This window comes from Photobacterium sp. Ph5, from assembly GCF_022129445.1.
In the GTDB taxonomy this organism is placed as follows: domain Bacteria; phylum Pseudomonadota; class Gammaproteobacteria; order Enterobacterales; family Vibrionaceae; genus Photobacterium.
In genome coordinates, this window is record NZ_JADQAQ010000001.1 from 102,662 (window position 1) to 129,320 (window position 26,659).

Genomic DNA, 26,659 nt, shown 5'->3' on the forward strand with positions numbered 1-26,659 from the left:
GGCATGAAAGTAAAGCTTGGCTCTTGTTTAGTTTGAACAACCGTCTCAGTAACTTCAGACTTAGCGACTTCTTCCTCAGCAATAGGTGTTGTGACTTCAATTTGTTCAGGCTCTTCTGCAGGTACAAGTTGTACTTGAGGCTCAATAACAGGTTTTGAAATCGGTTGTTCAATAATTTCAGGCTCAGCGACAACAGGAGTTTCAACGATAACTGGTTGTGCTTGCTGAATAACAGGCTCTGCCACTACGGGTTGTTGAACTGTTTCTTGAACTGGAGTATACGCTGTCTGCTGTGGTTGCTGAATGATTTCAGGCTGTACTGGCGTTTGCGTTTCTACAACAGGCGCTACAGTCGCTGAGTTAATAGTTGCCGCAACCTGAGGCTGTATAACAGGTTCAACAGGAGCGCTATTCGGTTGAGCAGCCGATTGTTGAGCATTTACAGGTTGTACTGGTTGCTCAGATGTTTGTGCTGATACTTGCTGAGGTTGCTTAACCGTTGCTGCTTGTGATTGAGCCTGTGTTACTTTAGCTGGTGCATCATCACTGTCTGTTGCTGACATTTTAGGAAGATCATCACTGTCATCAACAGTGACATCACCTAATAATGGATCTTGCTGTGGACGTTCACCAAAACTAAAACCAGGCTCTTTACGCTTTGTCGGTTTCGTTTTTTCAACCACGTCCTGTGGCTTACTTACAACACGCGCTTCGCTCACGCTTTCTTCTACGTCATCTTGAATATCAAGTGGCGTTTCATCGATTTTACCTACTGGCTTTTCACCAAACTTGGCCGGTTTTTCTTTTCGACTTGTCCATAGACCATGAAAAAGAAGCGCTGTAATCGCAAGCGCACCAACAATAATAAGAACTAGACGCAATTCCTGCATACGAATACTCTGAAATTAACTCGTTATCCCTAGACGGGGTTAATAATAGTAAAAAATCTACTAGGCAGACAAAATCTCTAGCTAGAATTTCTTGCCGATGACTTACTGTACCAAAACTCAAATGATAATGAGAAGTTGAATATCGCTATTCAGTCAAGATAGTCTTTACAACGTGAGTTTTGTACACTTTTACACCATTTTTCATTATGAATGATGTGGTTTAATGGTTTGTCAAAACTGTGACAACCATATTTTCATTTGATTCCATCCTATGTAGCCCGTTAACATACTATTTGTATAGCCTCTCTATCCCTCATCAAAATAAACTTGAGAGATCCGATTAAGGAAACAGAATGTCGCAACAACATGCCATAAAATCAACAACCAGCGGAGCTGGCTACTTTTTTAAAGGATTACAGTTGGTCACCCAACCAGGAACGCGTCGTTTTGTAATCATCCCACTGCTCATCAATATCTTATTATTAGGTGGCGCATTTGCAACCTTACTTACTCAGTTGAATGGCTGGATTGATGGTTGGTTAAGTTACCTGCCTAGCTGGCTTGAGTGGCTATCTTATGTCTTGTGGCCATTACTTGCCATTGCTGCATTAGTTACCTTTTCTTATTTCTTCAGTACCATTGCTAACTGGATTGCAGCACCATTTAATGGACTATTAGCTGAATATTTAGAAGCTAAACTTACCGGTAAAAATCCACCTGACGATAGTTTTAAAGCGTTAATTAAAGATCTACCTCGAACGATGGGTCGAGAGTGGACTAAATTAAAATACTACTTACCTAAAGCTATCGGCTTATTGATCCTAATGTGGATTCCGGCTATCGGGCAAACACTTGGGCCTATTCTATGGTTCTTATTTAGCGCTTGGATGATGACGATTCAATATGTTGATTATCCATTTGATAACCACAAAGTGCCATTTATTAATATGCGAGATGCACTGAAAGAACATCGTGGCCAAGCGTTAAGTTTTGGTGCTGTCGTCATGTTTTTCACTATGACGCCAATTCTTAACTTACTCGTCATGCCGGTTGCCGTTTGTGGCGCGACAGCAATGTGGGTTGATCATTACCGCGAACAATTTAAACGTTATTAAGATCGATAATAATATTTAACGAAAGAGCGCTTATCTAGCGCTCTTTTCTTTTCCTTTACACTTCCTGTAAACACCATTGTTTACTGTTATTTGAGTAAAACATATTTGTAAATTAGTCACTTGACGCCTTTCATCCCACTATATATCTTTAGTTCAATATAATTCACACATTGATAACAATAAGATATAACCATTAATTACTTTTCAAATCACTTATCCAGTATATTCTTAATTTATATTACTTTTAACGTGTCACGAAGGAACGAAGCATGAGCAAGATTTATGAAGATAACTCACTAACAATTGGTAATACTCCGCTAGTACGCCTTAACCGTGTCAGTAACGGTAAAGTGTTAGCAAAAGTAGAAGCTCGTAACCCTAGCTTTAGTGTTAAATGTCGTATTGGCGCTAACATGATTTGGGATGCTGAGAAAAAAGGCCTTTTAAAAGAAGGTGTTGAACTTGTAGAGCCAACTAGTGGTAATACAGGTGTTGCACTTGCTTTTGTTGCTGCTGCACGTGGTTACAAACTAACATTAACCATGCCTGAGAGCATGAGCCTTGAGCGCCGTAAACTATTAAAAGCGTTAGGTGCAAATCTTGTACTAACTGAAGCACCTAAGGGCATGAAGGGCGCGATTGATAAAGCTGAAGAAATTGTAAATTCAGATCCAAGTAAATACCTACTGCTACAGCAATTTAATAACCCAGCAAATCCAGAGATCCACGAAAAAACCACAGGCCCTGAAATTTGGGATGCAACAGATGGTGAAATCGATGTGTTTATCTCAGGCGTAGGTACTGGCGGTACACTTACAGGTGTTAGCCGCTTTATTAAACAGCAAAAAGGCAAAGCAATTACTACCATTGCAGTTGAGCCACTAGAGTCTCCAGTGATTACCCAAACATTAAACGGTGACACGGTTCAACCAGCTCCACACAAAATCCAAGGTATTGGTGCTGGCTTTATTCCTGGTAACTTAGATTTATCATTGATCGATGAAGTTGAAAAAGTAAGCTCAGATGACGCAATCGAAATGGCGCGTCGCCTAATGGAAGAAGAAGGTATTCTTGCTGGTATTTCTTCAGGTGCAGCGGTTGTTGCAGCAAATAACATTGCAGCACGTCCTGAGTTTGCCGACAAAAATATTGTTGTTGTATTACCAAGTTCAGGTGAACGTTACCTATCAACAGCACTATTTGCAGGCATTTTCACAGAAAAAGAAACACAACAGTGATCACACTTTATAATCTTTAATAGGTATATCACTATGAAAAAAGCCCCTTTGTGGGCTTTTTTGTTGCATTTTGAACTGAGCTTTAATATAAAACTCGCACGCTTTATTTTTAGCTCCGAAATAAAGGAGCGAAAATACACTTTAGTCACTAACAAGTAAGTTTCTGATAAAACTTTGACTTGGATTAAAGCTAAGACATTATGCTATTAGGTAGTTTATACTGCAGCAGCACAAGCAAGATAACTATATTATGCTTGTCATAAATAAAGTAATTATTAAATAAAATACTATATCTATCGGGGTGAATTATGTATCAGAAGCAAGTTGAAATTACAGCACCAAATGGTCTACACACTCGTCCAGCGGCTCAGTTCGTTAAAGAAGCAAAATCATTTGATGCAGACGTAACTGTAACTGCTAATGGCAAAAGCGCTAGCGCAAAAAGCCTATTCAAGCTTCAAACTCTTGGCCTGATCAAAGGTGCACAAATCACTATCGCAGGTGAAGGCGCTCAAGCTCAAGAAGCTGTTGATGCTCTAATTCAACTGAAAGAAGATCACGACGGTTCACCAGTTGCAATGTTCCGCGAGATCTAAGCTACGTTTATATACAAACGGGTTTTCAGTTTTTAGTTAATTTAAGGTAAGGCTATGATTTCAGGTATCTTGGCATCTCCAGGTATTGCTTTTGCTAAAGCACTACTGCTGCAAGAAGAAGAGGTTGTTCTAAACAAAGCACCAATCTCTGCAGACCAAATCGATCACGAAATTCAACGTTTCTTCGACGCACGAAAGAAATCGTCTGAGCAGCTAGAAGTAATCAAAGAAAAAGCACGTGTCACCTTTGGTGAAGAGAAAGAAGCGATCTTTGAAGGTCACATCATGTTGCTTGAAGATGAGGAGCTTGAAGAAGAAATCATAGCCCTTATTAAAGATAAAATGTCTGCTGACTTTGCAATTTACTCTGTTATCGAAGAGCAAGCACAAACACTTGAGTCTTTAGATGATGAGTACTTAAAAGAACGTGCAAGTGATATCCGCGATATCGGTAGCCGTTTTGTGAAGAATGCATTAGGCATTAACGTAATCAATCTAAGTGCTATTAACGAAGAAGTTATCCTTGTTGCTAACGATCTTACACCGTCTGAAACAGCACAGATTAATCTTGATTATGTTCGTGGTTTTATCACTGATATCGGTGGTCGCACATCACACACTTCAATCATGGCACGCTCGCTTGAGATTCCAGCGATTGTAGGTACAAACGATATCACATCAAAAGTTAAGTCTGGCGATATGCTAGTGCTTGATGCAATCAATAATCAGATTGTTATCAATCCAACGGATGATGAGTTAAATAAATTTAAAGCTATCAGCGACGCGCATAAAGCAGAACAAGAAGAACTAGCTAAACTGAAAGATCTTCCTGCAATCACGCTTGATGGTAAGCAAGTAGAAGTTTGCGGTAACATCGGTACAGTGAAAGACTGTGACGGCGTAAACCGTAATGGTGGTGAAGGCGTAGGTCTATACCGTACTGAATTCTTGTTCATGGATCGCGATTCTCTACCGACAGAAGAAGAGCAATACCAAGCGTACAAAGAAGTTGCAGAAGCGATGCACGGTGAACCAGTGATTATCCGTACTATGGATATCGGTGGTGACAAAGATCTACCATACTTAGATCTACCAAAAGAAATGAACCCGTTCTTGGGTTGGCGTGCAATCCGTATCAGCCTTGACCGTCGTGAAATTTTACGTGATCAGTTCCGTGCTATTCTTCGTGCATCTGCACACGGTAAGATCCGTATCATGTTCCCAATGATTATTTCGGTTGAAGAAGTACGTACACTTAAAGATGCAATTGAAGAGTTTAAAGTTGAATTAACAGCTGAAGGTTTAGCTTTTGACGCTAACATCGAGATCGGTGTTATGGTTGAAACACCAGCGGCTGCCGCAATTGCACACCACCTAGCGAAAGAAGTTTCTTTCTTTAGTATTGGTACCAACGACTTAACCCAGTATACTCTAGCAGTTGACCGTGGTAATGAGCTAATCTCTCATCTTTACAACCCACTATCGCCTGCTGTACTTACTGTGATCAAGCAAGTTATTGATGCTTCTCACGTTGAAGGTAAGTGGACAGGTATGTGTGGTGAGCTTGCCGGCGACGAACGTGCTACTCTACTTCTTTTAGGTATGGGTCTTGACGAATTCAGCATGAGTGCGATTTCTATCCCTCGCATCAAGAAAGTTATCCGTAACGCTAACTTTGCTGATGTTAAAGCAATGGCAGAGTATGCATTAACTCTACCGACAGCTGCTGAAATCGAAGAGCACGTAGAAAAATTCATCGCAGAAAAGACCATCTGCTAATATAGCTGCAGATAATATAACAACGCTTAGGAGCATCGATATGGGTCTGTTTGACAAATTGAAGAAACTGGTTTCTGACGACAGCAGTGAAGCTGGTGCAATTGAAATCATCGCACCACTTTCTGGCGAAATCGTTAACATCGAAGATGTGCCAGATGTAGTATTTGCTGAGAAAATTGTTGGTGATGGTATTGCTATCAAACCAGCGGGCAACAAAATGGTTGCACCAGTAAACGGTACTATTGGTAAGATCTTTGAAACTAACCACGCTTTCTCTATTGAGTCTGACGATGGCATCGAACTTTTCGTTCACTTCGGTATTGATACTGTTGAACTTAAAGGCGAAGGTTTTACTCGCATCGCTGAAGAAGGCCAAACTGTTAAAGTTGGCGATACTATCATCGAATTCGATCTTGCACTATTAGAAGAGAAAGCGAAGTCAACTCTGACTCCAGTTGTTATCTCTAACATGGATGAGATCAAAGAGCTAACTAAGCTTTCTGGCGCTGTAAACGTTGGTGAAACACCAGTATTACGCGTTAAAAAATAAGCTAAGTTCTATAGCTGATAAAAAAGCGCTACTTCGGTAGCGCTTTTTGTTTATCTGAACCTATAAAAAAACATGCTACAAACAAGTCCATAGCATGCTTATATAAAATAGCGCTATCGAATTACAGGCTATTTAACATCGTCATTGATGGCGCAAAGAAATACGCACCAGTAACAGGTTTTGAGAAACGTAACATTTGATCTGTTTTACCATCCGTTTCACCAAACATGCTTTCAAGCTGCGCATCAAAGTGATGCTGACGCTGACAGTAAGCAATGAATAATAAACCGTGATCAGCAGTTACAGAGCCGTATGGCAAGCTGTGACGTAAAATCTTTAAGCCTTTACCATTTTCTTTAATATCAACACGACCTACGTGTGATGCTGCTGGAACATCTTCTAGCTCTACAGAGTCTGCTTTCGTGCGACCAATTACTTTCTCTTGAGCTTGAACATTTAAACGATGCCATGCTGGTAGGTTATGAACATAACGCTGTACCATTACGTAACTTCCCCCCGCAAACTCACCTTCAGCAATCACACCCACGTTAGCGCGATCTTCCGCTGTTTGTGGGTTCTCTGTTCCGTCAATGAAATCTGTCATGTCACGGTGATCTAAGTATTGAAAACCGTATGTTTCATCTAATACTTCTACATCTTGTGCCATTTTTTCGAAAAATACTCGGAATGCATAGAAGTTAAGATCATGGCGGTTAGAGTGGATATGTAGTAAGACATCGCCCCCTGTTGCAGGAGCAATAGTCTCACCTTCACCTAACTGACGAAACTCTGTTAATTCAGCAGGGCTTTGCTGACCTAAAGACTCCCAAAATGCTTTACCGAAAGCAACGCTGGCGTGTAGTTTGGCGTCTTGCTGCTCTGCATTCAAATCAGCAAGTAATTGATGAATAGACTGGCATTGAGCAATAACATTTTGCTTATTACCAACAACATTCATTACAACATAAAGGGCAAAGGCGCCACGATCTGGAACGATTGCTGGTTGGGCAATACTCATAGGTGTCTTCTCCTAACAGGATTTCTAATCAATAATGAAAAGTAATTATAACTATATAATTACGTAAATCATTTGATCCTGATGCATCACTTCCAGTTTTTACGCATTTTTACCATATTATCAGTCAATAGATACAACAACGCCCTCTTATTAAAGAAGGCGTTATTAAAGGAGACACAGAGCACCGATCGATATTAATGTATTATGCTGTCATTATTTCAATTTGTAATTTGACACGCTCTTCTAAGTCACTATTTTCACTTTCAAATAATATCGGCATATTAAGCCCAGTAGATAAGGTTTTAGCTAAAATAGTACGCCAACCACCATCATCTAAACGCTCTTGGATCTGAAATGCAATTTTTACTTCATCTGGTGACACATCAAGTAATTGAGCGCGACCAACCACTTCACGACACAAATTATGTTGGCTTTGACTTAGGCCATTAAAGAACACCGTCTCTTCACCTGGCAGTAATGATAGTGAGATATTCACAGTCTGTTTCGAATAACAGTAACTACTCAATTCAAAACTAACATCAAGCAACCAATCAGCCATCGCTAATGGGCTTAGTAACGTGCTTAATAGCAATTGTCCTCGACTAAAATCATTCATTACAGTTCCCCTTCACAGGCTAATCTGCAAATATATCTTTCACTCGCGAGCTCCTTAAAAGGTACAACCCAAGCCATGCCGTTAACAGTAATGTAGTCGCTCGTATCCAGCTAAACTCACCATGACTGATCACTAAATGATATATTTGCATTATAAAATCAAAACTATATACAGCAAGTAACACTCTCTTCCCTTGCCGCCACAGAAAATGTATTAATTTGTTATTTTTATTTCGTTGACCTGATAGCCACATTAAAAAAATTGCGGGGCTACCTATTGCCATACCTATGTATAAAACATCTCTTATTGGATAAATAAGCTCAAGTAATTCACCGCCTTGAGTACGGCTAACCCCAGCCATAATAAACACTAACCAGGCTTTGGCGTTAAACAGTAAAACAAACCACAACATGGTATTAATTTTTAATTGTCCATGCTGATCATAAGCATCTATCGGATATAACAAGCCATTTTCCTCAAACAGGTATCCAATGAAATTTAGATCAGAGCTTAATAAACATCTCTGTGGTTCACAAACGACTCTAATCTATTCATTTATATTTTGAACAATAAGGACAAGGTTTTGTGCAGGACCGCACTTTTCAGTTTTTTATATTGCCGTTACCGTCACATTTTTTGATCTAAAAAAAACAAATACACTGTTTTTTAAACATAGATCACAGACAGTAAAAGGTATAGGTAAATACTTAAAAAACATAAAGTTACACATTAAAAACACGTTTAACAAACCTTTTACCTATTTCTGAAATTTTCCTACATAATCAGTAAGATATACCGTAGCCTTTACTTTCTCTTTTATTGCTATCACCTCAACCTTTTTACTTATACGATATAATCAACGCTTAATTGTTATTTTCAGGGAGCTATACCATGTCAAGTAGAAAACAATCCGCCCCTTCACCAGAAACACAAGCAGAAGCAATACGCATAGCAAAAGCTACACAAAAAGTAGGACAAACCAAAGAGCAGACAAGACTGGTTGCACAAGGGATTCAAAAAGGCATAGAGCAATATAAAAAACAACAAAAAGCTAAAGCTCGTGAGCAAGACAAATTGAAAAAGAAAGTGTCACGTAGTAAAGCCTCTAATGAGGCAGACACTCCCTCAGAAACCATAACTACTGAAACGGTAATATATAAACACAATAAACTCGCTTGGGGCCTTTTAATTGCATCATGGGTAGGTTTTGCCGTGTATTTATTATTGCCACCGATACAATAAAAAGAGGAGAGTCTGAATGCTAACTACTAGATTATTATTGCTTGTACTCTTCCCTCTTGTTGGCTGTAGCGATTCTAATCCAGCAGCCTGGCAACAACGAATTAATCAACCTTGTGGCAAAAAGCCAAATTGTGTTTCTACCCAAGATCAGCGAGACGATTTTACTGTGTCACCGTTTACCTTAACGGCGAAAGGTATGAAAGACTGGCAAGGGATTAAACAAGCAGCTTTATCTCTTCCTGGGACAAAAATAACGGATGAGAGTCATCATTACCTTCATGTTGAAGCCACCAGCAAAATTTTTCGTTTTACCGATGATCTTGAAATAAAACAAGTCGATGATCATCTTAATGTTCGTTCAGCCTCGCGGGTTGGATATTCTGATTTTGGTGTGAATAGAAAAAGAGTAGAAGCATTCCGTAACCAATTAATAAAGCACGAACTGATTAAGCAATAAAAAATAATTTGATAATAATTCTCATTTGCATGTATATTCTAATATCATTCGAAATAGGATTAACTATCATGGATAAGAAAACGTTTAAGCTCTTCACGCTATTAGGACTGAGCGTTATTCTTGGGTTGCATTTTTTTGAAATCAACACAAATGAAAGTCAGTCATTCTCTATCACTTATTTTATGTTTGAATGGCTGCCGCTCTACCTTACTTGGCGGATGTTGTTTGCGATTGGGTACCGCTAATGGAAGCGAAATCCCCTGCGAAAAAACAACAAAAGCCGCCCTTCTATAACGCACTAACGTATTAAAAGGACAGCTTATTCTTTACTGATTCAAAGAGTGATCTTCTATTCGTTGATTTTCTTATCTTTACCCAATGACAGTAACCATATACTTACAGCCGCAACCGCAACAAACCCGGATAAAATAATCACAGGCATCGCTGCATAGCCTAGTATGTGCCAGATCACCGATTCTAATGTGCTCATTTTCTCTCCTTTGGTTTATTGCCAACCTTCAATATTTTTCATATCAGGTAATTTATGTGCAATACCTTTATGGCAATCAACACAGGTTTTATCCCCTGAGGCTAACGCTGTTGAGTGTAATTTAGCACTACGAGGCGCTTGCTCTGAAAAATCCATATAATTGAATTCATGACAATTACGGCACTCTTGCGAGTTATTGTCTTTCATTCGTTTCCATTCTCGTTCAGCTAAGTGGCCACGACGCTCAGCAAATTTTTCAGGCGTATCAATCGTTCCCATCAAGTGAGCCACAATTTCTTTAGAGGCTTGCACCTTACGCACAATCTTATCTGTCCAATTGTGTGGCACATGGCAATCAGAGCAAATTGCACGCACGCCGGAGCGGTTAGAAAAGTGAATAGTTTCTTTGATCTCTTTTACAATTGGCGCATGACAACCAGCACAGAACTCTTCAGTATTGGTTTTTTCCATTACGGTATTAAAACCGCCCCAGAACAATAAACCACCGATAAATCCCATGAAGAGTACTAAACCTACCGCAACCTTGCTGGGTGTTTTTAAGCGCAACCAAAACGTTTTTAATAACTTCATATATCATCCCTTACCTATGGTTATTGCAAAGCACTAACACGTTTGAAGTCATTTTCAACTAATGGCTTAGCATCGGCTTGTGGCACATGACATTGCTGACAGAAATAACGACTCGGTGATACGTCAGACAATACTTGTCCTTCTTGTGGCGAAATATAGTGTGTAACGCTGATCTTAGTTGCGCCCATTTCTTTAGCATTTTTCCAACTGTGACATGCTAAACACTTATTCGCGTTAAGTGACACTTCATAATTACGGATCGTATGTGGGATCAATGGTGGCTGATACACATAATCACTGTCAATGACGCCTTGATCTTTAGGATAATGCTTCATCGGATCCGCTGGACGCGTAGTTTCTAGTTCAGCAGAGCCACGTAATGATTCAAGACCACCGATACCACCCGGATTAAAGATTTCTGTTTTTGCTACTGCTTCTGATACAGGTTTAGCTGGTGTTGTTGATTCTTCACTTTGTACAACTCCCGCCATTAATGCACTCACCGCTAATACAGCCAATAAGATTCTTTTCATGATGTTCTCCGCCAACAGGCTAATTCTGAAATGAGGCGAGTGTGCTATTCACTCGCCATAGGCAGGGTTAAACCTTGCTAATTTTCACAGGGCACTTTTTAAAGTCAGTCTGTTTTGATAACGGATCAGTCGCATCAAGGATCAGCTTATTCACTAAAATTCGTGCATCAAAGAATGGGATAAAGATCAAACCTTCTGGCGGACGATTACGACCACGAGTTTCAATACGACAGCGAACTTCACCACGACGAGAAGCGACATTCACTTCATCACCTCGGCGCAAACCACGCTTTTTCGCATCATCTGGATGTAAGTAACACAGTGCATCAGGCACCGCTTTATACAGTTCAGGTACACGACGTGTCATGGTACCTGTATGCCAATGCTCAAGTACACGCCCCGTACATAGCCACATGTCGTATTCACTATCTGGCACTTCTGGTGGTGCTTCGTAAGGTGCTGAAATAATCCATGCTTTACCATCTGGTTTACCATAGAAATCCCAGTCAGTGCCTTTTTTAGCATAAGGATCAGAGCCTTCTTTAAAACGCCACAAGGTTTCTTTGCCATCAACGACCGGCCATCGCAAACCACGTACTTGGTGGTAAGTATCATACGGTGCTAAATCATGCCCATGACCACGACCAAATTCTGCATATTCTTCAAACAAGCCTTTTTGGACATAGAAACCTTGCGCTTGTGCGTCATCATTAAGCTCTTGCGCTTCACTTAATGGAAATTTATCAGTCTGTCCATTACGGAATAAAATGTCATACATGGTTTTGCCACGATACTGAGGCATTTTATTGATCAGCTCTTCTCCCCACACTTCTTCTACTTTGAAGCGTTTAGAGAACTCCATGATTTGCCATAAATCTGATTTTGCTTCACCTGGTGCTTTAACTTGTTGATACCAAGCTTGTGTACGACGCTCGGCATTGCCGTAAGCCCCTTCTTTTTCTACCCACATTGCGGTTGGTAAAATCAGATCGGCAGCTTGAGCTGTCACTGTTGGGTATGGATCAGAACAAACAATGAAGTTTTCAGGGTTACGGTAACCCGGTAAACGCTCTTCATTAATATTTGGTCCCGCTTGCATATTGTTATTACACATTACCCAATACGCATTTAACTTGCCGTCTTTTAACATGCGATCTTGTAAGACTGCGTGATAACCAGGTTTTGGCGGAATCGTACCTGCTGGCAGTTTCCAAATTTTCTCTGCTATTTCACGGTGTTTAGGATTTGCCACAACCATATCTGCTGGTAAACGGTGTGCAAAAGTCCCCACTTCACGTGCGGTACCACATGCCGATGGCTGACCGGTTAATGAGAATGGGCTATTCCCTGGCGTTGCAATTTTACCTGTCAGTAAGTGCAAGTTATAAACGAGGCTTTGCATCCACACGCCACGGGTATGTTGGTTCATTCCCATAGTCCAAAGTGACATCACTTTTAACTTTGGATCGGCATAATATTTTGCAAGTTCAATCAATTTCTCAGGCTCAACACCTGACATTTCTGACGCTTTCTCTACCGTATAATCAGCAACAGAAGCTTTGTATTCCTCAAAATTCATTGGGAAAATATCACCGGAATTCGGGTTAGCAGCTTGCTGTTGTAGTGGATTATCGTCACGTAGACCATAACCAATGTCGGTTTGTGCACGTTTAAAGTGGGTATGCTTATTCACAAAATCCCAATTCACCGCATCATTTTGGATAATGTAGTTGGCAATAAAGTTGGCAATAGCTAAGTCGGTTTGCGGTTCAAAGATCATGCCGTTATCTGCAAGTTCAAAAGAACGGTGTTGATACGTTGATAGCACATTCACTTTAACATGAGGGTGGCTTAAGCGACGATCTGTCATACGCGTCCATAGTACAGGGTGCATTTCAGCCATGTTCGAGCCCCATAGAACAAAGACATCCGCATGTTCTAAATCATCATAACAACCCATTGGTTCATCGATACCAAAGGTACGCATGAAGCCAACCACCGCCGATGCCATACAGTGACGTGCATTAGGATCGATATTGTTAGAACGGAAACCGGCTTTCATCATTTTTGATGCCGCATAACCTTCCATGACAGTCCATTGGCCGGAGCCGAACATACCTACACCTGACGGACCTTGTTTTTTCAGTGCTGCCTTCCATTTTTCAGCCATGACATCAAACGCGGTATCCCACGATACAGACGTGAATTCACCTTCTTTATCGTACTGACCATTCTTCATTCGAAGCATTGGTGTTTGTAGGCGATCTTTGCCGTACATAATTTTTGAGAGGAAGTAACCTTTTATACAGTTAAGTCCTTTATTTACTGGCGCTTTAGGATCGCCTTGAGTGGCAACAACTCGACCGTTTTGGGTACCCACCAAAACAGAACAGCCTGTACCACAAAAACGACACGGCGCTTTATCCCATTTAATTTTTGTTTCATCAGAACTTACAATTAAGTTAGTTGCTGACGCGGGTAAGGTAATACCTGCAACAGCCGCAGCTGAAGCGGCAGCATTTGCTTTAACAAATGCGCGTCTTGTCATTTTCATGAGTTGCCCTCTGGTTGCGTCTCAAAGTGCTCTATTTGGTGGTACACCAAAAAAGTAATTAACACATTTTCTAAATTATTGATTTTATCTATGGTATCGGTCACGTAGCCTTGGTTCTCTGTCTCAAGTACTACAATGATTTTCCCTTCTTCACTGTCGCCCGGTATTTCAGTATTCGGCATTGCTAAAATCTGTTGCTTTATTTCTTGTAAATGCTCGGGTTTCACATGCACCACGAGGCTTGATATATGCACTTCTTGTAAAGACATACAGACTCTCTTTGATGTGTACTACTGTGTGTCGTGAGCCACACGAGTAATTGTTATTGCAGATGTAGGGCACCCCGATAAACAGGCTCCACATCCAGTACAGTCTTTATCTGTAATGGTTGGCATAGCGACGTTTCCAACCTGCAATTGAAATTTTATCGCTTGGGGATCGCACATATCACCGCAGCTTCTACATTCAATATTTTTAGATGCCATGCAACTTTCATTAATCGCTGCAATGATGTTCCATGGCAATTCTGATTGCGGAAGAAATAACGGTTCAGGACAAGCATCGGCACACTGATAACAAAAAGTGCATTCTCCTTCACCTTGGCTGAAATCCACTTGAGGAAAACCGCCATCACCTTTCACTATGATGTTTGTCTCACAATTTTCGATACAGCGTTCACAACGAGAACAAAGATCAGTAAAAGTATCTGCATGACTCAGCCAAGGTAAGCGTGGAATGTTTGATGGTGTTTTGCGTGTAAATAATGAACGTCTTAAACGATCAACCATCATTACCTCTATCGTTGTACTGTTTATATTACATAGCTGACAAAACATTCAGTAAATAACTCAAACAGCATCTATTAATAAACCATTAATGTTTTTATATATTAATTTTAAATAATGAAATAATTGCTTAAATACCCCCTAAGGGGTAATTGATAGGGTTGTTTGTTCTAGATCAATAAATCGAGCCGATAAAGCTCACATTATTCGTTAGAACATCTATATCAAAAATTGAGCAATTAATAATTTCAGGGTAAGTAACAAGAAGGACTAATGTGAATAGGAAAAAAACGACACATTCTGTAACAGCGACGATAGCGCGCTCTTTAGTACTAATTTTAATTATTTCAATAATAACGACTGTACTTGCATTAATGACATTGGTTTCAAGTCAAAATGATGCTGAAGCTATTAATATTGCAGGCTCTTTACGTATGCAAAGCTATCGATTAGCTTTTGATGTTGAAACCGAATCACCTCTTTTATCTGATCATATTGAACAATTTGAACATTCACTTTATTCAACACCAATGAAAGAACTCTCCTATTGGTTTGTATCAACAGATATTCAACAAGACTACAATCAATTAATCCTACGTTGGGAAGAACTGCATCCGATCCTTAAAACCGACAACAACACTGTATTTATTCAACATGTCGCACCATTTGTCCATCGTATTAATAGCTTTGTTGCTGAACTGCAAAAATCATCTGAGCTTAAACTCCAACGCCTCGCTTTTATTGGTGCTATAGGGCTTAGTCTTATTTTTCTTATCGTCTTCTACACCATTCGTTATACACGCCAACAAATAGTTGCACCTTTAAATGATCTTGTTGATGCCTGTAAGCAAGTCAAGCGTAAAAATTTTCGATTAAACTTATTAAACAATAACAACAATGAACTGGGTATTTTAGCTCATACATTTAGTAAAATGTCATCAGAGCTAGAGCTGCTTTATCAAGGATTAGAACGCAGTGTCAATGAAAAAACCCACCGTTTACGTCATGCAAACGAATCACTTCAGGTGCTTTATAATTGCTCACAACAACTTTCAGTGAGTCGTCTAACCCGTGAGCAATTCATAAATATGCTTGAAACTATGATTACGATTAATGGTTTAATTGGCGTAAAACTGATCATTGTAGAGCCCAATGGCAGCACATCAGAAATTCAAGTCGGTCAACAAGCAGGTAAACATTGGCAATACAATGAACTGTATATTGATGGTGAGTTAATGGGGCAACTTTGGTGGCAGTACACGTTACCTTGCCCTGATAAGGCATTAATTAATAATATCTCTCAGATCCTTGCTCGTGCTATCTATTACAACCGCGCCCAAAAACAAGCGGAATATTTATTATTAATGGAAGAGCGCGCGACCATTGCCCGTGAACTGCATGATTCATTAGCACAATCTCTCTCTTATTTAAAAATTCAATTAGCCTTATTGAAAAGAGAACTCAACCAAAACGCTCAGAATGAAAATACCCATCAGACAGTTCATGATATCGAAGAAGGGTTAGGTAATGCTTATACCCAACTACGCGAATTACTCAGTACATTTCGTTTGACGATTAAAGATGCCAATTTTGGTGAAGCCTTAAATCAAATGTTAGAACCATTAGAAGAGCAAACCGATGCACTCTTAATTATAGATAATCAAATTTCATCCATGGCGTTAGATGCCCATAACCAAGTTCACCTGTTACAAATTATTCGAGAAGCAGTATTAAATGCGATTAAACATGCAGACGCCGATGAAATTACCGTAAACTGTCAACAAACCGATCAGCATATTCATGTCACGATCATCGATGACGGTAAAGGATTCGACCTTAACGAAAGTAAACGTGATCATTACGGTTTAAGTATTATGCAAGAGCGCGCATCACGGCTACAGGGTGAATTAAACATACAATCGGGAATCGATCAAGGTAGCTCTATCTGCCTATTATTCCCATTACAGAAAGGATAAAACTATGACATGCTGGAAAGTCATGATTGTTGATGATCACCCTCTCATGCGTCGAGGGATAGGCCAACTATTAAGCCTTGAATCAGACTTCCAATTAGTAGGTGAAGCCAGTAATGGTAATGATGCTATCGCACTCGCCCATGAAAAATCACCAGATTTGATCTTACTTGATTTAAACATGAAGGGGTTGTCCGGTCTCGATACCCTAATAGCGATGCGTAATGAAGGTATCCTTGCTTGTATTGTCGTGTTAACCGTCTCTGATAGTCGAAGCGATATTAAAACAGTACTCAATGCTGGGGCTGATGGTTATTTGCTCAAAGATACCGAACCGGATGAGTTAATCGAACAGCTAAAATCTGCATTATGTGGCGGGAAAGCCTACAGTGATATCGTAAAAGAGTGTCTTGAATCACCCAGTACCCCGACGAATATCTTGTCACAATTAACAGACCGTGAGACGCAAATATTGCAAGAAGTGGCAAAAGGACAACGTAATCGCCAAATCGCCGAGCAGCTCTTTATCTCAGAGGCAACGGTTAAAGTTCATATGAAAAGTTTACTCAAAAAGCTACAAGTAAAATCTCGTACCGCAGCAACGATTTTATATCTTGAAGCCCAAGATCAATAAATACCATACTAAAAAAACGCATAACACCTGACGTCTTATGCGTTTTAATTCTTTAGGATAATGCCGCTAATAAATAGGGTTCTTTCTCTTTAATCCATTCCAAATCAAAGGGTCCCCAATCATTCAATGTATAGTAACCATCATTATGACGGCGACCATCTTGAATAAAAGCCAGCTCAATACCAATGCTAGGTAGCGCTTTTAATACATCTTGAATAGTTCGACGCGGCCAGCCTGTTTGCTCAACCAACCGAGGGACATTAGGTCTCTCTGTATGTTCTACTAACAATGCTAAATAAAGTCGACGGGCAAAAACCGGATTCAGTTCCATTGAGGCCTCCATAAAATACTCCACATATTATTAAGCAGTGGAAAATATTTATGTTGAGTTTGATCAAGCCAGCTTTATCTTTACTTCGATTAAATAGAAAAAGAAAAAAAGTATTATTGTTTTTATTAACAGTGCCGTTTTCAATCCATTACAATCCTCTCACAAACAACAACACTTGCGGTCATTGTGTAATCTCGTTATAAAAGACTATTCATTAAAATATAATCAAGTCAGATCCTTTATGAGTACTACAGCCTACGGCATCAAAAACTGCGACACTATCAAGAAAATGAAAAAGTGGTTAGAAGCAGAAAATATTGAATACACTTTCCATGATTACCGTGTTGATGGCTTAGATCGCGCTCAACTCGAAACGTTTGAAGCAGCATTGGGCTGGGAAGCCATGCTTAATAAACGTGGAACGACTTACCGTCAACTGACTGATGAGCAAAAAAATAGCTTAAATCGCGACAATGCCTTAGCCCTGATGTTAGAGCAACCTGCAATGATCAAGCGTCCGCTATTAGTGCACAATGATGCGTACTACTTAGGTTTTAAACCTGCTCAATACCAAGAAATTTTCCATCAACAATAACAAGGATACAAGGATGTCTGATAGCCCAGTTATTGCGCTTGCTAAAGATTTAATGAGTCGCCCATCAGTTACCCCTGAAGATGCAGGCTGCCAAGATGTAATGATTGCTCGTCTTGAGCAATTAGGTTTTACTATCGAAACCATGGTATTTGAAGATACCACCAACCTTTGGGCTCGCCGTGGTACTCAAGCACCACTGTTTGTTTTTGCCGGTCACACAGATGTGGTGCCTTCAGGCCCTGTAGAACAATGGCATACGCCACCGTTTGAACCAACGATTATCGATGGCTATCTTCACGGCCGTGGTGCCGCAGATATGAAGGGCTCTCTAGCATGTATGATTGTTGCTATTGAGCGTTTCATCGCAGAAAACCCTGATCACAAAGGCTCTATTGCCCTGCTCATCACCTCGGATGAAGAAGGGCCATTTATCAATGGTACAACCCGCGTAGTTGATACCCTTGAAGCCCGTAACGAAAAAATCGATATGTGTATTGTCGGTGAGCCTTCAAGTACTCACCACGTTGGAGACGTTGTAAAAAACGGACGTCGTGGATCAATTACCGGTGATTTAACCGTAAAAGGTATTCAAGGACACGTTGCCTATCCACATCTAGCGAATAATCCCATTCACAAAGCATTACCAGCCCTCGCTGAGCTTGCTGCCACCACATGGGATAACGGCAATGCATACTTTCCACCAACCAGTTTCCAGATCCCAAATGTTGCCGCAGGCACTGGCGCATCAAATGTGATCCCTGGAGAGTTTGAAGTGCAATTTAACTTCCGCTTTAGTACAGAATTAACGGATGTAGAAATAAAGCGCCGTGTACATTCAGTATTAGATGCCCATGGTTTAGATTACGACTTAAAATGGACATTAAGCGGTCATCCATTCCTTACCGATAAAGGCACGTTAGTAGAAGCGGTTGTTGGCGCGATTGAAGAAGTGAACCACCAGCAACCTGAACTTCTTACTACCGGTGGTACATCGGATGGTCGATTTATCGCTCGTACGGGTGCGCAAGTGGTTGAGTTAGGTCCTGTAAATGCCACCATTCACAAAGTGAATGAGTGTGTAAAAGTTGCTGATCTTGAAAAGCTAACCGACATGTACCAAAAAGTATTAGAAAAAGCACTGTAATCACAAACGCATTCAATACTCAAAGCAGCTAACATATTTTTACTTAAACAGTGAAATATGTGGCTGCTTTTTTATTGTCATTAATGGCTAATATACAAGCTAAGTATTCGATAAAAGTGCTATCCTGAAAATACTCTTTATCACTAAATCAGTGAGGCTAATATGGAATGGCTTTTTAACCCTTGGGTGATCTCCTTTATTATTGTTGCCGTCATAGCTAGCAACATTGCAGCGCTAAAATATACCGCTTATATGAAGATTGGGATGCAGAAAAAGAACAAGCTGTTTGACGACAAACACCCTCTCAGTAAACAAGAAGATCCTGTATATCAATATAAAGAAGACAATAAAGAATAAGACAAAGCAAAAATTACAGACACAAAAAAAGCTGCCAATTAGTTATTACTAGCAGGCAGCTTTTTACATTTTATTTAACGATTAAGCGCGGCTTAAGTAATCAGCTACACCAACCCACTTATAACTCGTTAGCTCTTCTAAGCCCATTGGGCCACGAGCATGCAGTTTCTGAGTAGATACAGCAACTTCTGCACCTAAACCAAATTGTGCGCCGTCAGTAAAACGTGTAGACGCATTTACATATACAGCCGCAGATCCAGCCGCATTAACAAAGCGTTCAGCCGACTGTAGGTTATTGGTTAAGATCGAATCTGAATGGCTCGCATTGTGTTTACGCATATGGAAAATGGCTTCATCCACATCGTTTACCACTTTAATACCCAATGTGTAACTTAACCACTCGGTATCAAAATCACCTTCAGTGATTTTACGTAATGAAGAAGCTTTACCTTTAAGTAGATTATAGGCTGCTTCATCAGCAACCAACTCGACCTTAGCTTTATTCATACGCTCAACTAAACGCGATAAGAAAGCTTCCGCTACTTTCTCATTTACCAATAAGGTATCTAACGCATTACAGGCTGATGGACGCTGTACTTTGGCATTTTCAACCACATCTAAAGAACGAGTAAGATCGGCACTTTCATCAACATAGATATGGCTAATACCAAAACCGCCGATGATCACAGGAATAGTGCTGTTTTCTTTACACATTTTATGTAAACCTGCACCACCACGAGGAATGATCATATCAACGTATTGATCAAGCTTGAGCAGTTGTGAAACAAGTTCGCGATCGGGTTGCTCTATGTACTGTACAGAAGCGGCGGGTAGTCCTGCTTTTTCCAATGCCACTTGAATCACTTTTACCAGTGCCATATTAGAATGGAATGTCTCGCGCCCACCGCGAAGAATGCTAGCGTTACCTGTTTTTAAGCATAAAGCCGCAATATCAATAGTTACATTCGGACGTGCTTCATAAATCACACCAACAACACCTAATGGAACACGACGACGACTTAAACGCATACCATTTTCAAGTACGCGGCTATCAAGCTCTGCACCAACAGGATCGTTTAGGTTAATTACGTTACGAACATCATTCGCGATACCCGCTAAACGTGATTCATTCAGTAATAGACGATCAACTAAGGCATCTGACATACCTGATTCAAGTGCGGCGTCAATATCTTGTTTGTTCGCTGCTAAGATAACGTCTTTATTACTTTCTAATTCATCAGCAATAATCGCTAAAGCATTATTTTTTACTGCAGTCGGCGTTGTTGCTAACTCGAAAGCCGCTTGTTGCGCCGCTTGTCCCATTAATTCAAGATTCACAATAATTCCTCTATTAATCCCTGTCGTGATGCCAATACTTATCTGTATTTATACATACATGTCGTTTTTAAATAACTACCATATCATCACGGTGAATAGCCACGTGACCATGTTCGTAACCCAAAACAAGGTGAATTTCTTGGCTATGCTTTCCTGCAATCTTTGCCATATCTACACTCGAGTAGCGGCAAATACCACGTGCTAATAGGTTATTTTGTTTATCAAAGATACGCACAACTTCACCGCGTTCAAAATCACCTTTTACCATGGTGATCCCTTTTGCGAGTAAACTACTCCCACGTTGTTGCACAGCAATGACAGCACCATCATCAATAACAATGTCACCCGCAGGAGGAGGCCCTGCTAAAATCCAACGCTTACGGCTTTCTAATGGTGATTCCAATGGTAAGAAACGCGTACCAACAGATTTACCTTCCGCTAAATCAATAATCACATCAGGACGACGACCGGCAGCAATAATTACTTCGATACCAGCTCGACGAGCCACATCGGCTGCCTGTAGTTTTGTTGCCATACCACCAGTACCTAAACCACCAACAGTACCACCCGCTAATTTACGTAATGTTTCATCAATAGTATGTACTTCACGGATAAGCTCTGCGTCAGGGTTATTACGTGGATCGGCAGTGAATAAACCTGGCTGATCGGTCATCAATAATAATTTATCTGCACCGCCTAAAATACCAACAAGCGCGGATAAGTTATCGTTATCACCCACTTTAATTTCGGTTGTTGCTACCGCATCATTTTCATTCACAACAGGAACAATGCCGTTATCCAGTAAAGCGACTAACATATCACGCGCATTTAAATAACGTTCACGATCATTTAAATCTGCACGCGTTAGTAACATTTGACCGATATTAATCCCATAAATACCAAATAAGGTTTCCCATTCTTGAATTAAGCGACCTTGCCCAACCGCTGCCAGTAATTGCTTACTCGCCATTGTTTTGGGCAGTTCGGGGTAACCTAAATGCTCACGTCCTGCCGCAATTGCACCAGATGTGACAATAATAATTTTATGTCCTTGACGACGAAGCATCGCACACTGACGGACAAGCTCAACCATGTGGGCGCGATCTAACTTCAGCGTACCGCCAGTTAGAACACTGGTGCCCAGCTTAACAACAATTGTTTGTGATGCAGCAGATGCTGCAAGGTCTTGCTCTCGAGCATTAGTATTTTTGGTATCTGCCATAGGGATCAAACAAAATATAAAGAAATAAAAAGTACTTTGTTTTATCAATACCGCTAACAAAGCACAAGAGAAAAACAGTGACTAAATAAATATAAATACGCAAATATTTAGTTAACAAGCTGAAACGCTTACAAATCAAACAAATTTATCATTAAGCCGCTAAATTCAGTTGTCTCAGACAACAATATGTAAAAAAAAGATACAAAAAAACCCATCACTTCTTCGGATGGGTTTTATAAATTCAGGACGAATTATTTATGACAACTCAGTAAGCGGTATTTGCGTAAGTTCTGAAGATGAAGACAAAGTTAATTGGCATTCATCAACAATAAATGGCGTCAACTTACCATGGAAATCTGATAACGTTTTCATTACCGCATCTTTATGCTTTGCTGGTAACTTTCCGTTATTCCACTCACCATTTAAATCAAAACGACCAAAATCATAGCAGTATTCATAACCATTATCGCTAGCTGTTAAGATTAACCACCAGCCCCAAAACTCACGTTGTTCAGGCTCTTTATCGGCATTAACACAACTGGCTAAACAATCAAAAAAGAACAGACCTTCTTTTGATTTCTTCTCACGTAAGTAAGGACCAAGCGCAGTTAATTTTGTCATTAAACGCCCATGAGGCGGAAAAAGAGTTGTCGAAGTCATTGCAAATCCATCCATAGTCAACTGCAGTTATGAGTATGCTAATACTCAAAATCATATACTTCTAATAACGTTTTTTTAATCATGTTGTTTATGTGCAACAAGATAGTTATCAGTATTTATATATTATGGTTGAACATAGATAAAATGCCAATGACGATGATGATATTTTGTTAACAATATCATAGCGGTATAAAACAAGAAGCGATATCGTTACTATACGCTGTCAAGGTTTTGGCTGTATTTAGTTAATACAGCCAAATAGTTGTCGACTTGATTACCCTAACTGATCATTTAGCCATTCGACCACTGTCGTTAATGAGCGGTGATAGCCATCATGAATCGGCTTTTCTGGTAACGTTATCGCTTTGCCACCATAACTGGATAACGCAATTAACTGATTATCACTTTCTGGGCATACCGGATCATTTTTTAGACTTATCCCCAGCATTGGCATATCAATACGACGGCGACCTAAAATCCCTTGGTGCTTTAACGACCATGCCGGAAGATGAGAAATGATGCTGGTTTCTGATTGACCATTTTTTCCCATTCGAGAAGCTAAAACATCAAGATACATCCGAGGGATCTGCTCAATCAGCTTAGGTTGAGTCAACACACTATGAATTGCGCCACCCAAGCTAATACAAGTCTTTAAACGTGTTGGCTCCATAAAACCTAAACGAATGGCTGCATTACCGCCCATTCGTAATCCTAGCATTGCAACTTTATGGTGATCGACCCAAGGTACATCACGTATCTGCTGCAATAGCGCTTGATGAAGTCGGCTGGTATCTTCTGTTAAATTCCAACGATCACAATGACCGACAGATGGCATATCCAGTGTGACCATCGCATAACCTGCCGGCCCTAAATAATCTTCATATAAGCGCCACAAATCACACTGCAATGTATCTAACCCACCACTGACTATCACTGTCGGTAACAGTTTATCGGTACGCGGTAAATGAATAAAAGCCTCAAAGGTTTTACCTTCATACTTCACATTAATTGTTCGCATATCATGTGGACGTAATTCTATCGCTTCACGATAACTTTGATTAGCTTGCAACTCTGCTTGATCAGCCAATTGATCGCCTTTGATATATGGATACGCGGCAATACTGTAATGCGTGCTGGCTTTTAATAACAACTCAGAAGCTTTAAGTTTCTCACCATCATTTAATAGAAGACGTGCTTGCTTTTGATAGTTTGCGCCCAACTGCGACCATTCGTATGTCCAGTTACCAGGCTTATAGCCAATCACCGTATCAAGTAAATGTTCACTCGTACGTGGAGCTTTCGCACTCGCGATACGAGCAAGTACCGCTTCAAGCTCTATCGGATCGACGCCCTGCCAAATCCATTGTGGACGGCGTAAAACGCGGTACCAACCAGTTTCACTTTCGCCATCAAGTGCATTATTCACTTTTCCACTTCGCACATGGGCAATTTTCACTAAATTCGAGGTTTCTTTTGACGTCGGTCTCGGGGCAAATAGCTTTTCTGATAAATTCTCAGGGGATGGCTCTGACACAGCACTCTCCAACGTAGGCGTGATAATTGTTAAGATGATATACCCAAAAAGGGTTGAATATGTCGATTTAACGCAAAAAAAAGACGCCTTTATGGCGTCTTTAAAAACAATCTTAGTTTACAGTAGCGAGTAGCACGACTCTATACTGTGAGAGATTAAGCGACTTATTTTTTAGCAATTGGATCGACAAAAGTAACCGCCATGTCCCATGGTTGTTCAATCCACGTATCTTGTGGAATATCAACAACATAATCATCAACCAAATGTTGACCAGCAGGCTTTGCACATACTGTTACAAATTTACCACGTGGGTACATTTCACGAATTTTTTCAGCTGTACCGCCAGTGTCGACTAAATCATCAACAATAATAAAGCCTTCACCATCACCTTCTGCTTTCTTGATCACACGCATATCACGCTGGTGATCATGATCGTAGCTTGAGATACATACGGTATCTACATGACGGATACCCAGTTCACGCGCCAAAATAGCAGCAGGAACAAGACCGCCACGGCTAACAGCAATAATACCTGTCCACTGCTCAGCAGGTAGTAACTTTTCAGCTAGCTGACGAGTGTAAGTTTGCATGTTATCCCAAGTGATGATGAATTTATTACTCATAGATAAAGAACCTCTGGATCAACGATGTTAAATCGCCATAAATAAATAAAGCTTTATGAAATCTAAAACTTAAAGAAAAATTATTTTCGCAAGGAACAATGCTGAAATAACCCAAACACTGATATTTACATCACGTCCCTTACCACTCATAGCTTTAACCGCAGCATAAGTGATAAAACCAAGGCCGATACCTTCAGCGATAGAATAAGTTAAAGGCATCAACAAACAAACCACAACAACAGGTGCAGCTTCTGTTAGATCACGCCAATCAATTGCCACTAACCCCGACATCATCAAAATCGCGACGTAGAATAATGCGCCAGCCGTTGCGTAGGCAGGTACCATGCCTGCTAATGGAGCAAAAAATAGAGCAAGTAAGAATAATACACCAACCGTTACCGCAGTAAGACCTGTACGACCTCCGACTGCGACACCGGACACACTCTCGACAAAAGAAGTAGTATTCGATGTACCCAATAAGGCACCAACAGAGGTTGCAGTACTATCGGCAAGTAACGCACGATTTAAGCGTGGCAACTTACCATCTTCACCGATTAAGTTTGCTTTTGTAGCAACACCGACAAGCGTCCCTGCGGTATCAAATAAATCGACAAACAAGAAAGCAAACACAATTGAAATCAGGCCAACTTCCATTGCACCCGCAAAATCTAATTGCATAAAGGTTGGCGCAATGCTTGGTGGCATTGACATAATGCCGCCATAAGTCACTTCACCAAATGCAATACTCAAGCCTGTAACAATTAAGATTGCAATCAATACTGCAGCTTTAAAGCCACGGTGAACAAGTGCTATTGTTAGAAAGAAGCCGAGTGCCGCCATCACAACAGGAAAACTGGTTAGATCGCCTACTTGTACTAACGTTGCAGGATTATCTACGACAATGCCTGAACTCTGTAATGCGATGAAAGCAAGAAATAAACCTATACCCGCAGAGATACCGGTTCGCAGCGCTAACGGTATGGAGTTTATGATCCATTCCCGTACTTTTAATAAACTTAACGCAATAAAACACAAGCCTGATAAGAAAACAGCGGCTAACGCGACTTGCCATGTATACCCCATGCCTAGCACTACGGTATAAGTAAAGAAGGCATTTAAGCCCATGCCAGGTGCTTGTGCTACAGGATAGTTAGCAAAAAATCCCATCACAAAACAACCGATCATCGCAGCTAAACAGGTCGCAACAAATACTGCACCTTTATCCATTCCCGTATTGGCTAGCATAGTGGGGTTTACAAAAATGATGTAAGCCATGGTAAGGAATGTTGTTAAGCCAGCAAGCAACTCCGTTCGCACATTCGTGCCGTGTTCCTTTAGTTTAAATAACTTCTCAAGCATGTTTCTCAGTTCCTTGGAGATTGACACGTTAGTATTAGCAAAAAGAAAACGTTTGCGTTCTCAATTCGAGCGCGATTATAAACATCAGATCTATCAATTTCCAGAAAATATCGAGTAAATGCACAAAACTAAGACTAATAAATTTAATTTTGTTTTTTTGACTTTTAAGAACAGATAATTAGCAATATAAAATCAATGCATTAGCTAAAATATGCCAAATTAATATATTTCATCTATTTTATATTTATGAGATCTACAGCAATAAAACGTTTCTAAGGATCACATCGGCTGTGTGACTAACTTGTTATGACGATTTAAAGGTAAAAAAAACGCCGCTTCAAAACGAAGCGGCGGCGAATGTGGCAAATAATCGATCACGATTATTTAGTATTCTCAAGTTAGGGGGTGAACAAACTGTTCAGTTAACTAGTCAAC

The 26,659-nt window shown here is 40.2% G+C and carries 29 protein-coding genes and 1 pseudogene; 13 read left to right on the forward strand and 17 right to left on the reverse strand.

Annotated elements, in window-relative coordinates; genetic code table 11:
* Window positions 1–890 (reverse strand): annotated as a pseudogene (locus tag I3259_RS00535) (cell division protein ZipA); the annotation flags it as partial.
* Window positions 891–1,243: 353 nt separating this feature from the next.
* On the opposite strand from I3259_RS00535, the gene cysZ reads away from it, so the two are divergent.
* The 5 genes from cysZ (at window position 1,244) to crr (ending at window position 6,168) form a co-directional block, all read left to right on the forward strand.
* Window positions 1,244–2,005 (forward strand): sulfate transporter CysZ, encoded by a 762-nt coding sequence (cysZ, locus tag I3259_RS00540; protein WP_238027831.1) that lies wholly within the window; start codon window positions 1,244–1,246, stop codon window positions 2,003–2,005.
* 269 nt (window positions 2,006–2,274) lie between these two features.
* Window positions 2,275–3,243, forward strand: coding sequence for a cysteine synthase A (gene cysK, locus I3259_RS00545; protein ID WP_238027832.1), 969 nt, complete (start codon window positions 2,275–2,277; stop codon window positions 3,241–3,243).
* A 308-nt stretch (window positions 3,244–3,551) separates the two neighbouring features.
* Window positions 3,552–3,839, forward strand: coding sequence for an HPr family phosphocarrier protein (locus tag I3259_RS00550; protein WP_005370199.1), 288 nt, complete (start codon window positions 3,552–3,554; stop codon window positions 3,837–3,839).
* Window positions 3,840–3,893: 54 nt separating this feature from the next.
* On the forward strand, window positions 3,894–5,618 hold the full coding sequence (gene ptsI / locus I3259_RS00555) for a phosphoenolpyruvate-protein phosphotransferase PtsI (RefSeq protein ID WP_238027833.1): 1,725 nt from the start codon (window positions 3,894–3,896) through the stop codon (window positions 5,616–5,618).
* A 40-nt stretch (window positions 5,619–5,658) separates the two neighbouring features.
* Window positions 5,659–6,168: a PTS glucose transporter subunit IIA gene (crr, locus tag I3259_RS00560; RefSeq protein ID WP_005370195.1), complete on the forward strand. Its 510-nt coding sequence runs from the start codon at window positions 5,659–5,661 to the stop codon at window positions 6,166–6,168.
* Between the two features lie 121 nt (window positions 6,169–6,289).
* Here crr and I3259_RS00565 read toward each other — a convergent pair whose 3' ends face one another.
* The 3 genes from I3259_RS00565 to I3259_RS00575 all read right to left on the reverse strand — a co-directional run bounded on the left by I3259_RS00565 (window position 6,290) and on the right by I3259_RS00575 (window position 8,268).
* The gene (locus I3259_RS00565) at window positions 6,290–7,186 is read right to left on the reverse strand and encodes a Dyp-type peroxidase (protein WP_238027834.1); all 897 of its coding nucleotides are present in this window, start codon (window positions 7,184–7,186) and stop codon (window positions 6,290–6,292) included.
* Between the two features lie 202 nt (window positions 7,187–7,388).
* Window positions 7,389–7,802 carry a hypothetical protein gene (locus I3259_RS00570; protein ID WP_238027835.1) on the reverse strand — a complete coding sequence of 138 codons (414 nt, stop codon included), beginning with the start codon at window positions 7,800–7,802 and terminating at the stop codon, window positions 7,389–7,391.
* Between the two features lie 19 nt (window positions 7,803–7,821).
* Window positions 7,822–8,268 (reverse strand): DUF2919 domain-containing protein, encoded by a 447-nt coding sequence (locus tag I3259_RS00575; protein WP_238027836.1) that lies wholly within the window; start codon window positions 8,266–8,268, stop codon window positions 7,822–7,824.
* 425 nt (window positions 8,269–8,693) lie between these two features.
* Between I3259_RS00575 and I3259_RS00580 the strand changes: the two genes are divergently transcribed.
* From I3259_RS00580 to I3259_RS00590, 3 genes are all read left to right on the forward strand, one after another.
* Window positions 8,694–9,044 (forward strand): DUF2956 domain-containing protein, encoded by a 351-nt coding sequence (locus tag I3259_RS00580; RefSeq protein ID WP_238027837.1) that lies wholly within the window; start codon window positions 8,694–8,696, stop codon window positions 9,042–9,044.
* A gap of 16 nt (window positions 9,045–9,060) precedes the next feature.
* Entirely contained in the window at window positions 9,061–9,501 is a 441-nt protein-coding gene (locus I3259_RS00585; RefSeq protein ID WP_238027838.1) for a DUF1499 domain-containing protein, read from the forward strand.
* Window positions 9,502–9,569: 68 nt separating this feature from the next.
* Window positions 9,570–9,746: a hypothetical protein gene (locus I3259_RS00590; RefSeq protein ID WP_238027839.1), complete on the forward strand. Its 177-nt coding sequence runs from the start codon at window positions 9,570–9,572 to the stop codon at window positions 9,744–9,746.
* A 104-nt stretch (window positions 9,747–9,850) separates the two neighbouring features.
* Here the strand turns inward: I3259_RS00590 and I3259_RS00595 are convergent, their stop codons facing one another.
* The 6 genes from I3259_RS00595 to napF all read right to left on the reverse strand — a co-directional run bounded on the left by I3259_RS00595 (window position 9,851) and on the right by napF (window position 14,457).
* Entirely contained in the window at window positions 9,851–9,991 is a 141-nt protein-coding gene (locus I3259_RS00595) for a TIGR02808 family protein (RefSeq protein WP_005370181.1), read from the reverse strand.
* A 15-nt stretch (window positions 9,992–10,006) separates the two neighbouring features.
* Complete coding sequence (locus I3259_RS00600) at window positions 10,007–10,582, reverse strand: NapC/NirT family cytochrome c (protein ID WP_005370179.1); 576 nt, start codon at window positions 10,580–10,582, stop codon at window positions 10,007–10,009.
* A 20-nt stretch (window positions 10,583–10,602) separates the two neighbouring features.
* Window positions 10,603–11,115, reverse strand: a complete 513-nt coding sequence (locus I3259_RS00605; RefSeq protein WP_238027840.1) for a nitrate reductase cytochrome c-type subunit — start codon at window positions 11,113–11,115, stop codon at window positions 10,603–10,605.
* A 67-nt stretch (window positions 11,116–11,182) separates the two neighbouring features.
* Window positions 11,183–13,669, reverse strand: coding sequence for a periplasmic nitrate reductase subunit alpha (napA, locus tag I3259_RS00610; protein ID WP_238027841.1), 2,487 nt, complete (start codon window positions 13,667–13,669; stop codon window positions 11,183–11,185).
* Complete coding sequence (locus I3259_RS00615) at window positions 13,666–13,938, reverse strand: chaperone NapD (RefSeq protein ID WP_238027842.1); 273 nt, start codon at window positions 13,936–13,938, stop codon at window positions 13,666–13,668. The genes napA and I3259_RS00615 overlap by 4 nt, the downstream gene beginning before the upstream one ends.
* Window positions 13,939–13,959: 21 nt before the next feature.
* Complete coding sequence (gene napF / locus I3259_RS00620) at window positions 13,960–14,457, reverse strand: ferredoxin-type protein NapF (RefSeq protein WP_238027881.1); 498 nt, start codon at window positions 14,455–14,457, stop codon at window positions 13,960–13,962.
* Between the two features lie 272 nt (window positions 14,458–14,729).
* On the opposite strand from napF, the gene narQ reads away from it, so the two are divergent.
* Both narQ and I3259_RS00630 read left to right on the forward strand, forming a co-directional pair.
* A complete protein-coding gene (narQ, locus tag I3259_RS00625) occupies window positions 14,730–16,430 on the forward strand; it encodes a nitrate/nitrite two-component system sensor histidine kinase NarQ (RefSeq protein ID WP_238027843.1) in 1,701 nt (566 codons plus the stop codon).
* A 4-nt stretch (window positions 16,431–16,434) separates the two neighbouring features.
* Entirely contained in the window at window positions 16,435–17,061 is a 627-nt protein-coding gene (locus I3259_RS00630; RefSeq protein WP_238027844.1) for a response regulator, read from the forward strand.
* Between the two features lie 52 nt (window positions 17,062–17,113).
* Here I3259_RS00630 and I3259_RS00635 read toward each other — a convergent pair whose 3' ends face one another.
* Complete coding sequence (locus I3259_RS00635; protein ID WP_238027845.1) at window positions 17,114–17,392, reverse strand: helix-turn-helix domain-containing protein; 279 nt, start codon at window positions 17,390–17,392, stop codon at window positions 17,114–17,116.
* A 241-nt stretch (window positions 17,393–17,633) separates the two neighbouring features.
* Here I3259_RS00635 and I3259_RS00640 point away from each other — a divergent pair, with 241 nt between their 5' ends.
* From I3259_RS00640 to I3259_RS00650, 3 genes are all read left to right on the forward strand, one after another.
* On the forward strand, window positions 17,634–17,987 hold the full coding sequence (locus I3259_RS00640) for an ArsC family reductase (RefSeq protein WP_238027846.1): 354 nt from the start codon (window positions 17,634–17,636) through the stop codon (window positions 17,985–17,987).
* 13 nt (window positions 17,988–18,000) lie between these two features.
* Complete coding sequence (gene dapE, locus I3259_RS00645) at window positions 18,001–19,131, forward strand: succinyl-diaminopimelate desuccinylase (protein ID WP_238027847.1); 1,131 nt, start codon at window positions 18,001–18,003, stop codon at window positions 19,129–19,131.
* A gap of 162 nt (window positions 19,132–19,293) precedes the next feature.
* Window positions 19,294–19,488 carry a DUF2897 family protein gene (locus tag I3259_RS00650; RefSeq protein WP_238027848.1) on the forward strand — a complete coding sequence of 65 codons (195 nt, stop codon included), beginning with the start codon at window positions 19,294–19,296 and terminating at the stop codon, window positions 19,486–19,488.
* A gap of 81 nt (window positions 19,489–19,569) precedes the next feature.
* Here I3259_RS00650 and I3259_RS00655 read toward each other — a convergent pair whose 3' ends face one another.
* The 6 genes from I3259_RS00655 to I3259_RS00680 form a co-directional block, all read right to left on the reverse strand.
* The gene (locus I3259_RS00655) at window positions 19,570–20,811 is read right to left on the reverse strand and encodes a glutamate-5-semialdehyde dehydrogenase (RefSeq protein WP_238027882.1); all 1,242 of its coding nucleotides are present in this window, start codon (window positions 20,809–20,811) and stop codon (window positions 19,570–19,572) included.
* Between the two features lie 82 nt (window positions 20,812–20,893).
* Window positions 20,894–22,048 (reverse strand): glutamate 5-kinase, encoded by a 1,155-nt coding sequence (gene proB, locus I3259_RS00660; protein WP_105060753.1) that lies wholly within the window; start codon window positions 22,046–22,048, stop codon window positions 20,894–20,896.
* A gap of 255 nt (window positions 22,049–22,303) precedes the next feature.
* Window positions 22,304–22,708, reverse strand: a complete 405-nt coding sequence (gene crl / locus I3259_RS00665) for a sigma factor-binding protein Crl (RefSeq protein ID WP_238027849.1) — start codon at window positions 22,706–22,708, stop codon at window positions 22,304–22,306.
* Between the two features lie 274 nt (window positions 22,709–22,982).
* On the reverse strand, window positions 22,983–24,242 hold the full coding sequence (gene frsA / locus I3259_RS00670) for an esterase FrsA (protein ID WP_238027850.1): 1,260 nt from the start codon (window positions 24,240–24,242) through the stop codon (window positions 22,983–22,985).
* A gap of 164 nt (window positions 24,243–24,406) precedes the next feature.
* Entirely contained in the window at window positions 24,407–24,865 is a 459-nt protein-coding gene (gene gpt / locus I3259_RS00675; RefSeq protein WP_238027851.1) for a xanthine phosphoribosyltransferase, read from the reverse strand.
* Window positions 24,866–24,934: 69 nt separating this feature from the next.
* Window positions 24,935–26,224: an NCS2 family permease gene (locus tag I3259_RS00680; protein WP_238027852.1), complete on the reverse strand. Its 1,290-nt coding sequence runs from the start codon at window positions 26,222–26,224 to the stop codon at window positions 24,935–24,937.
* Window positions 26,225–26,659 lie beyond the last annotated feature (435 nt).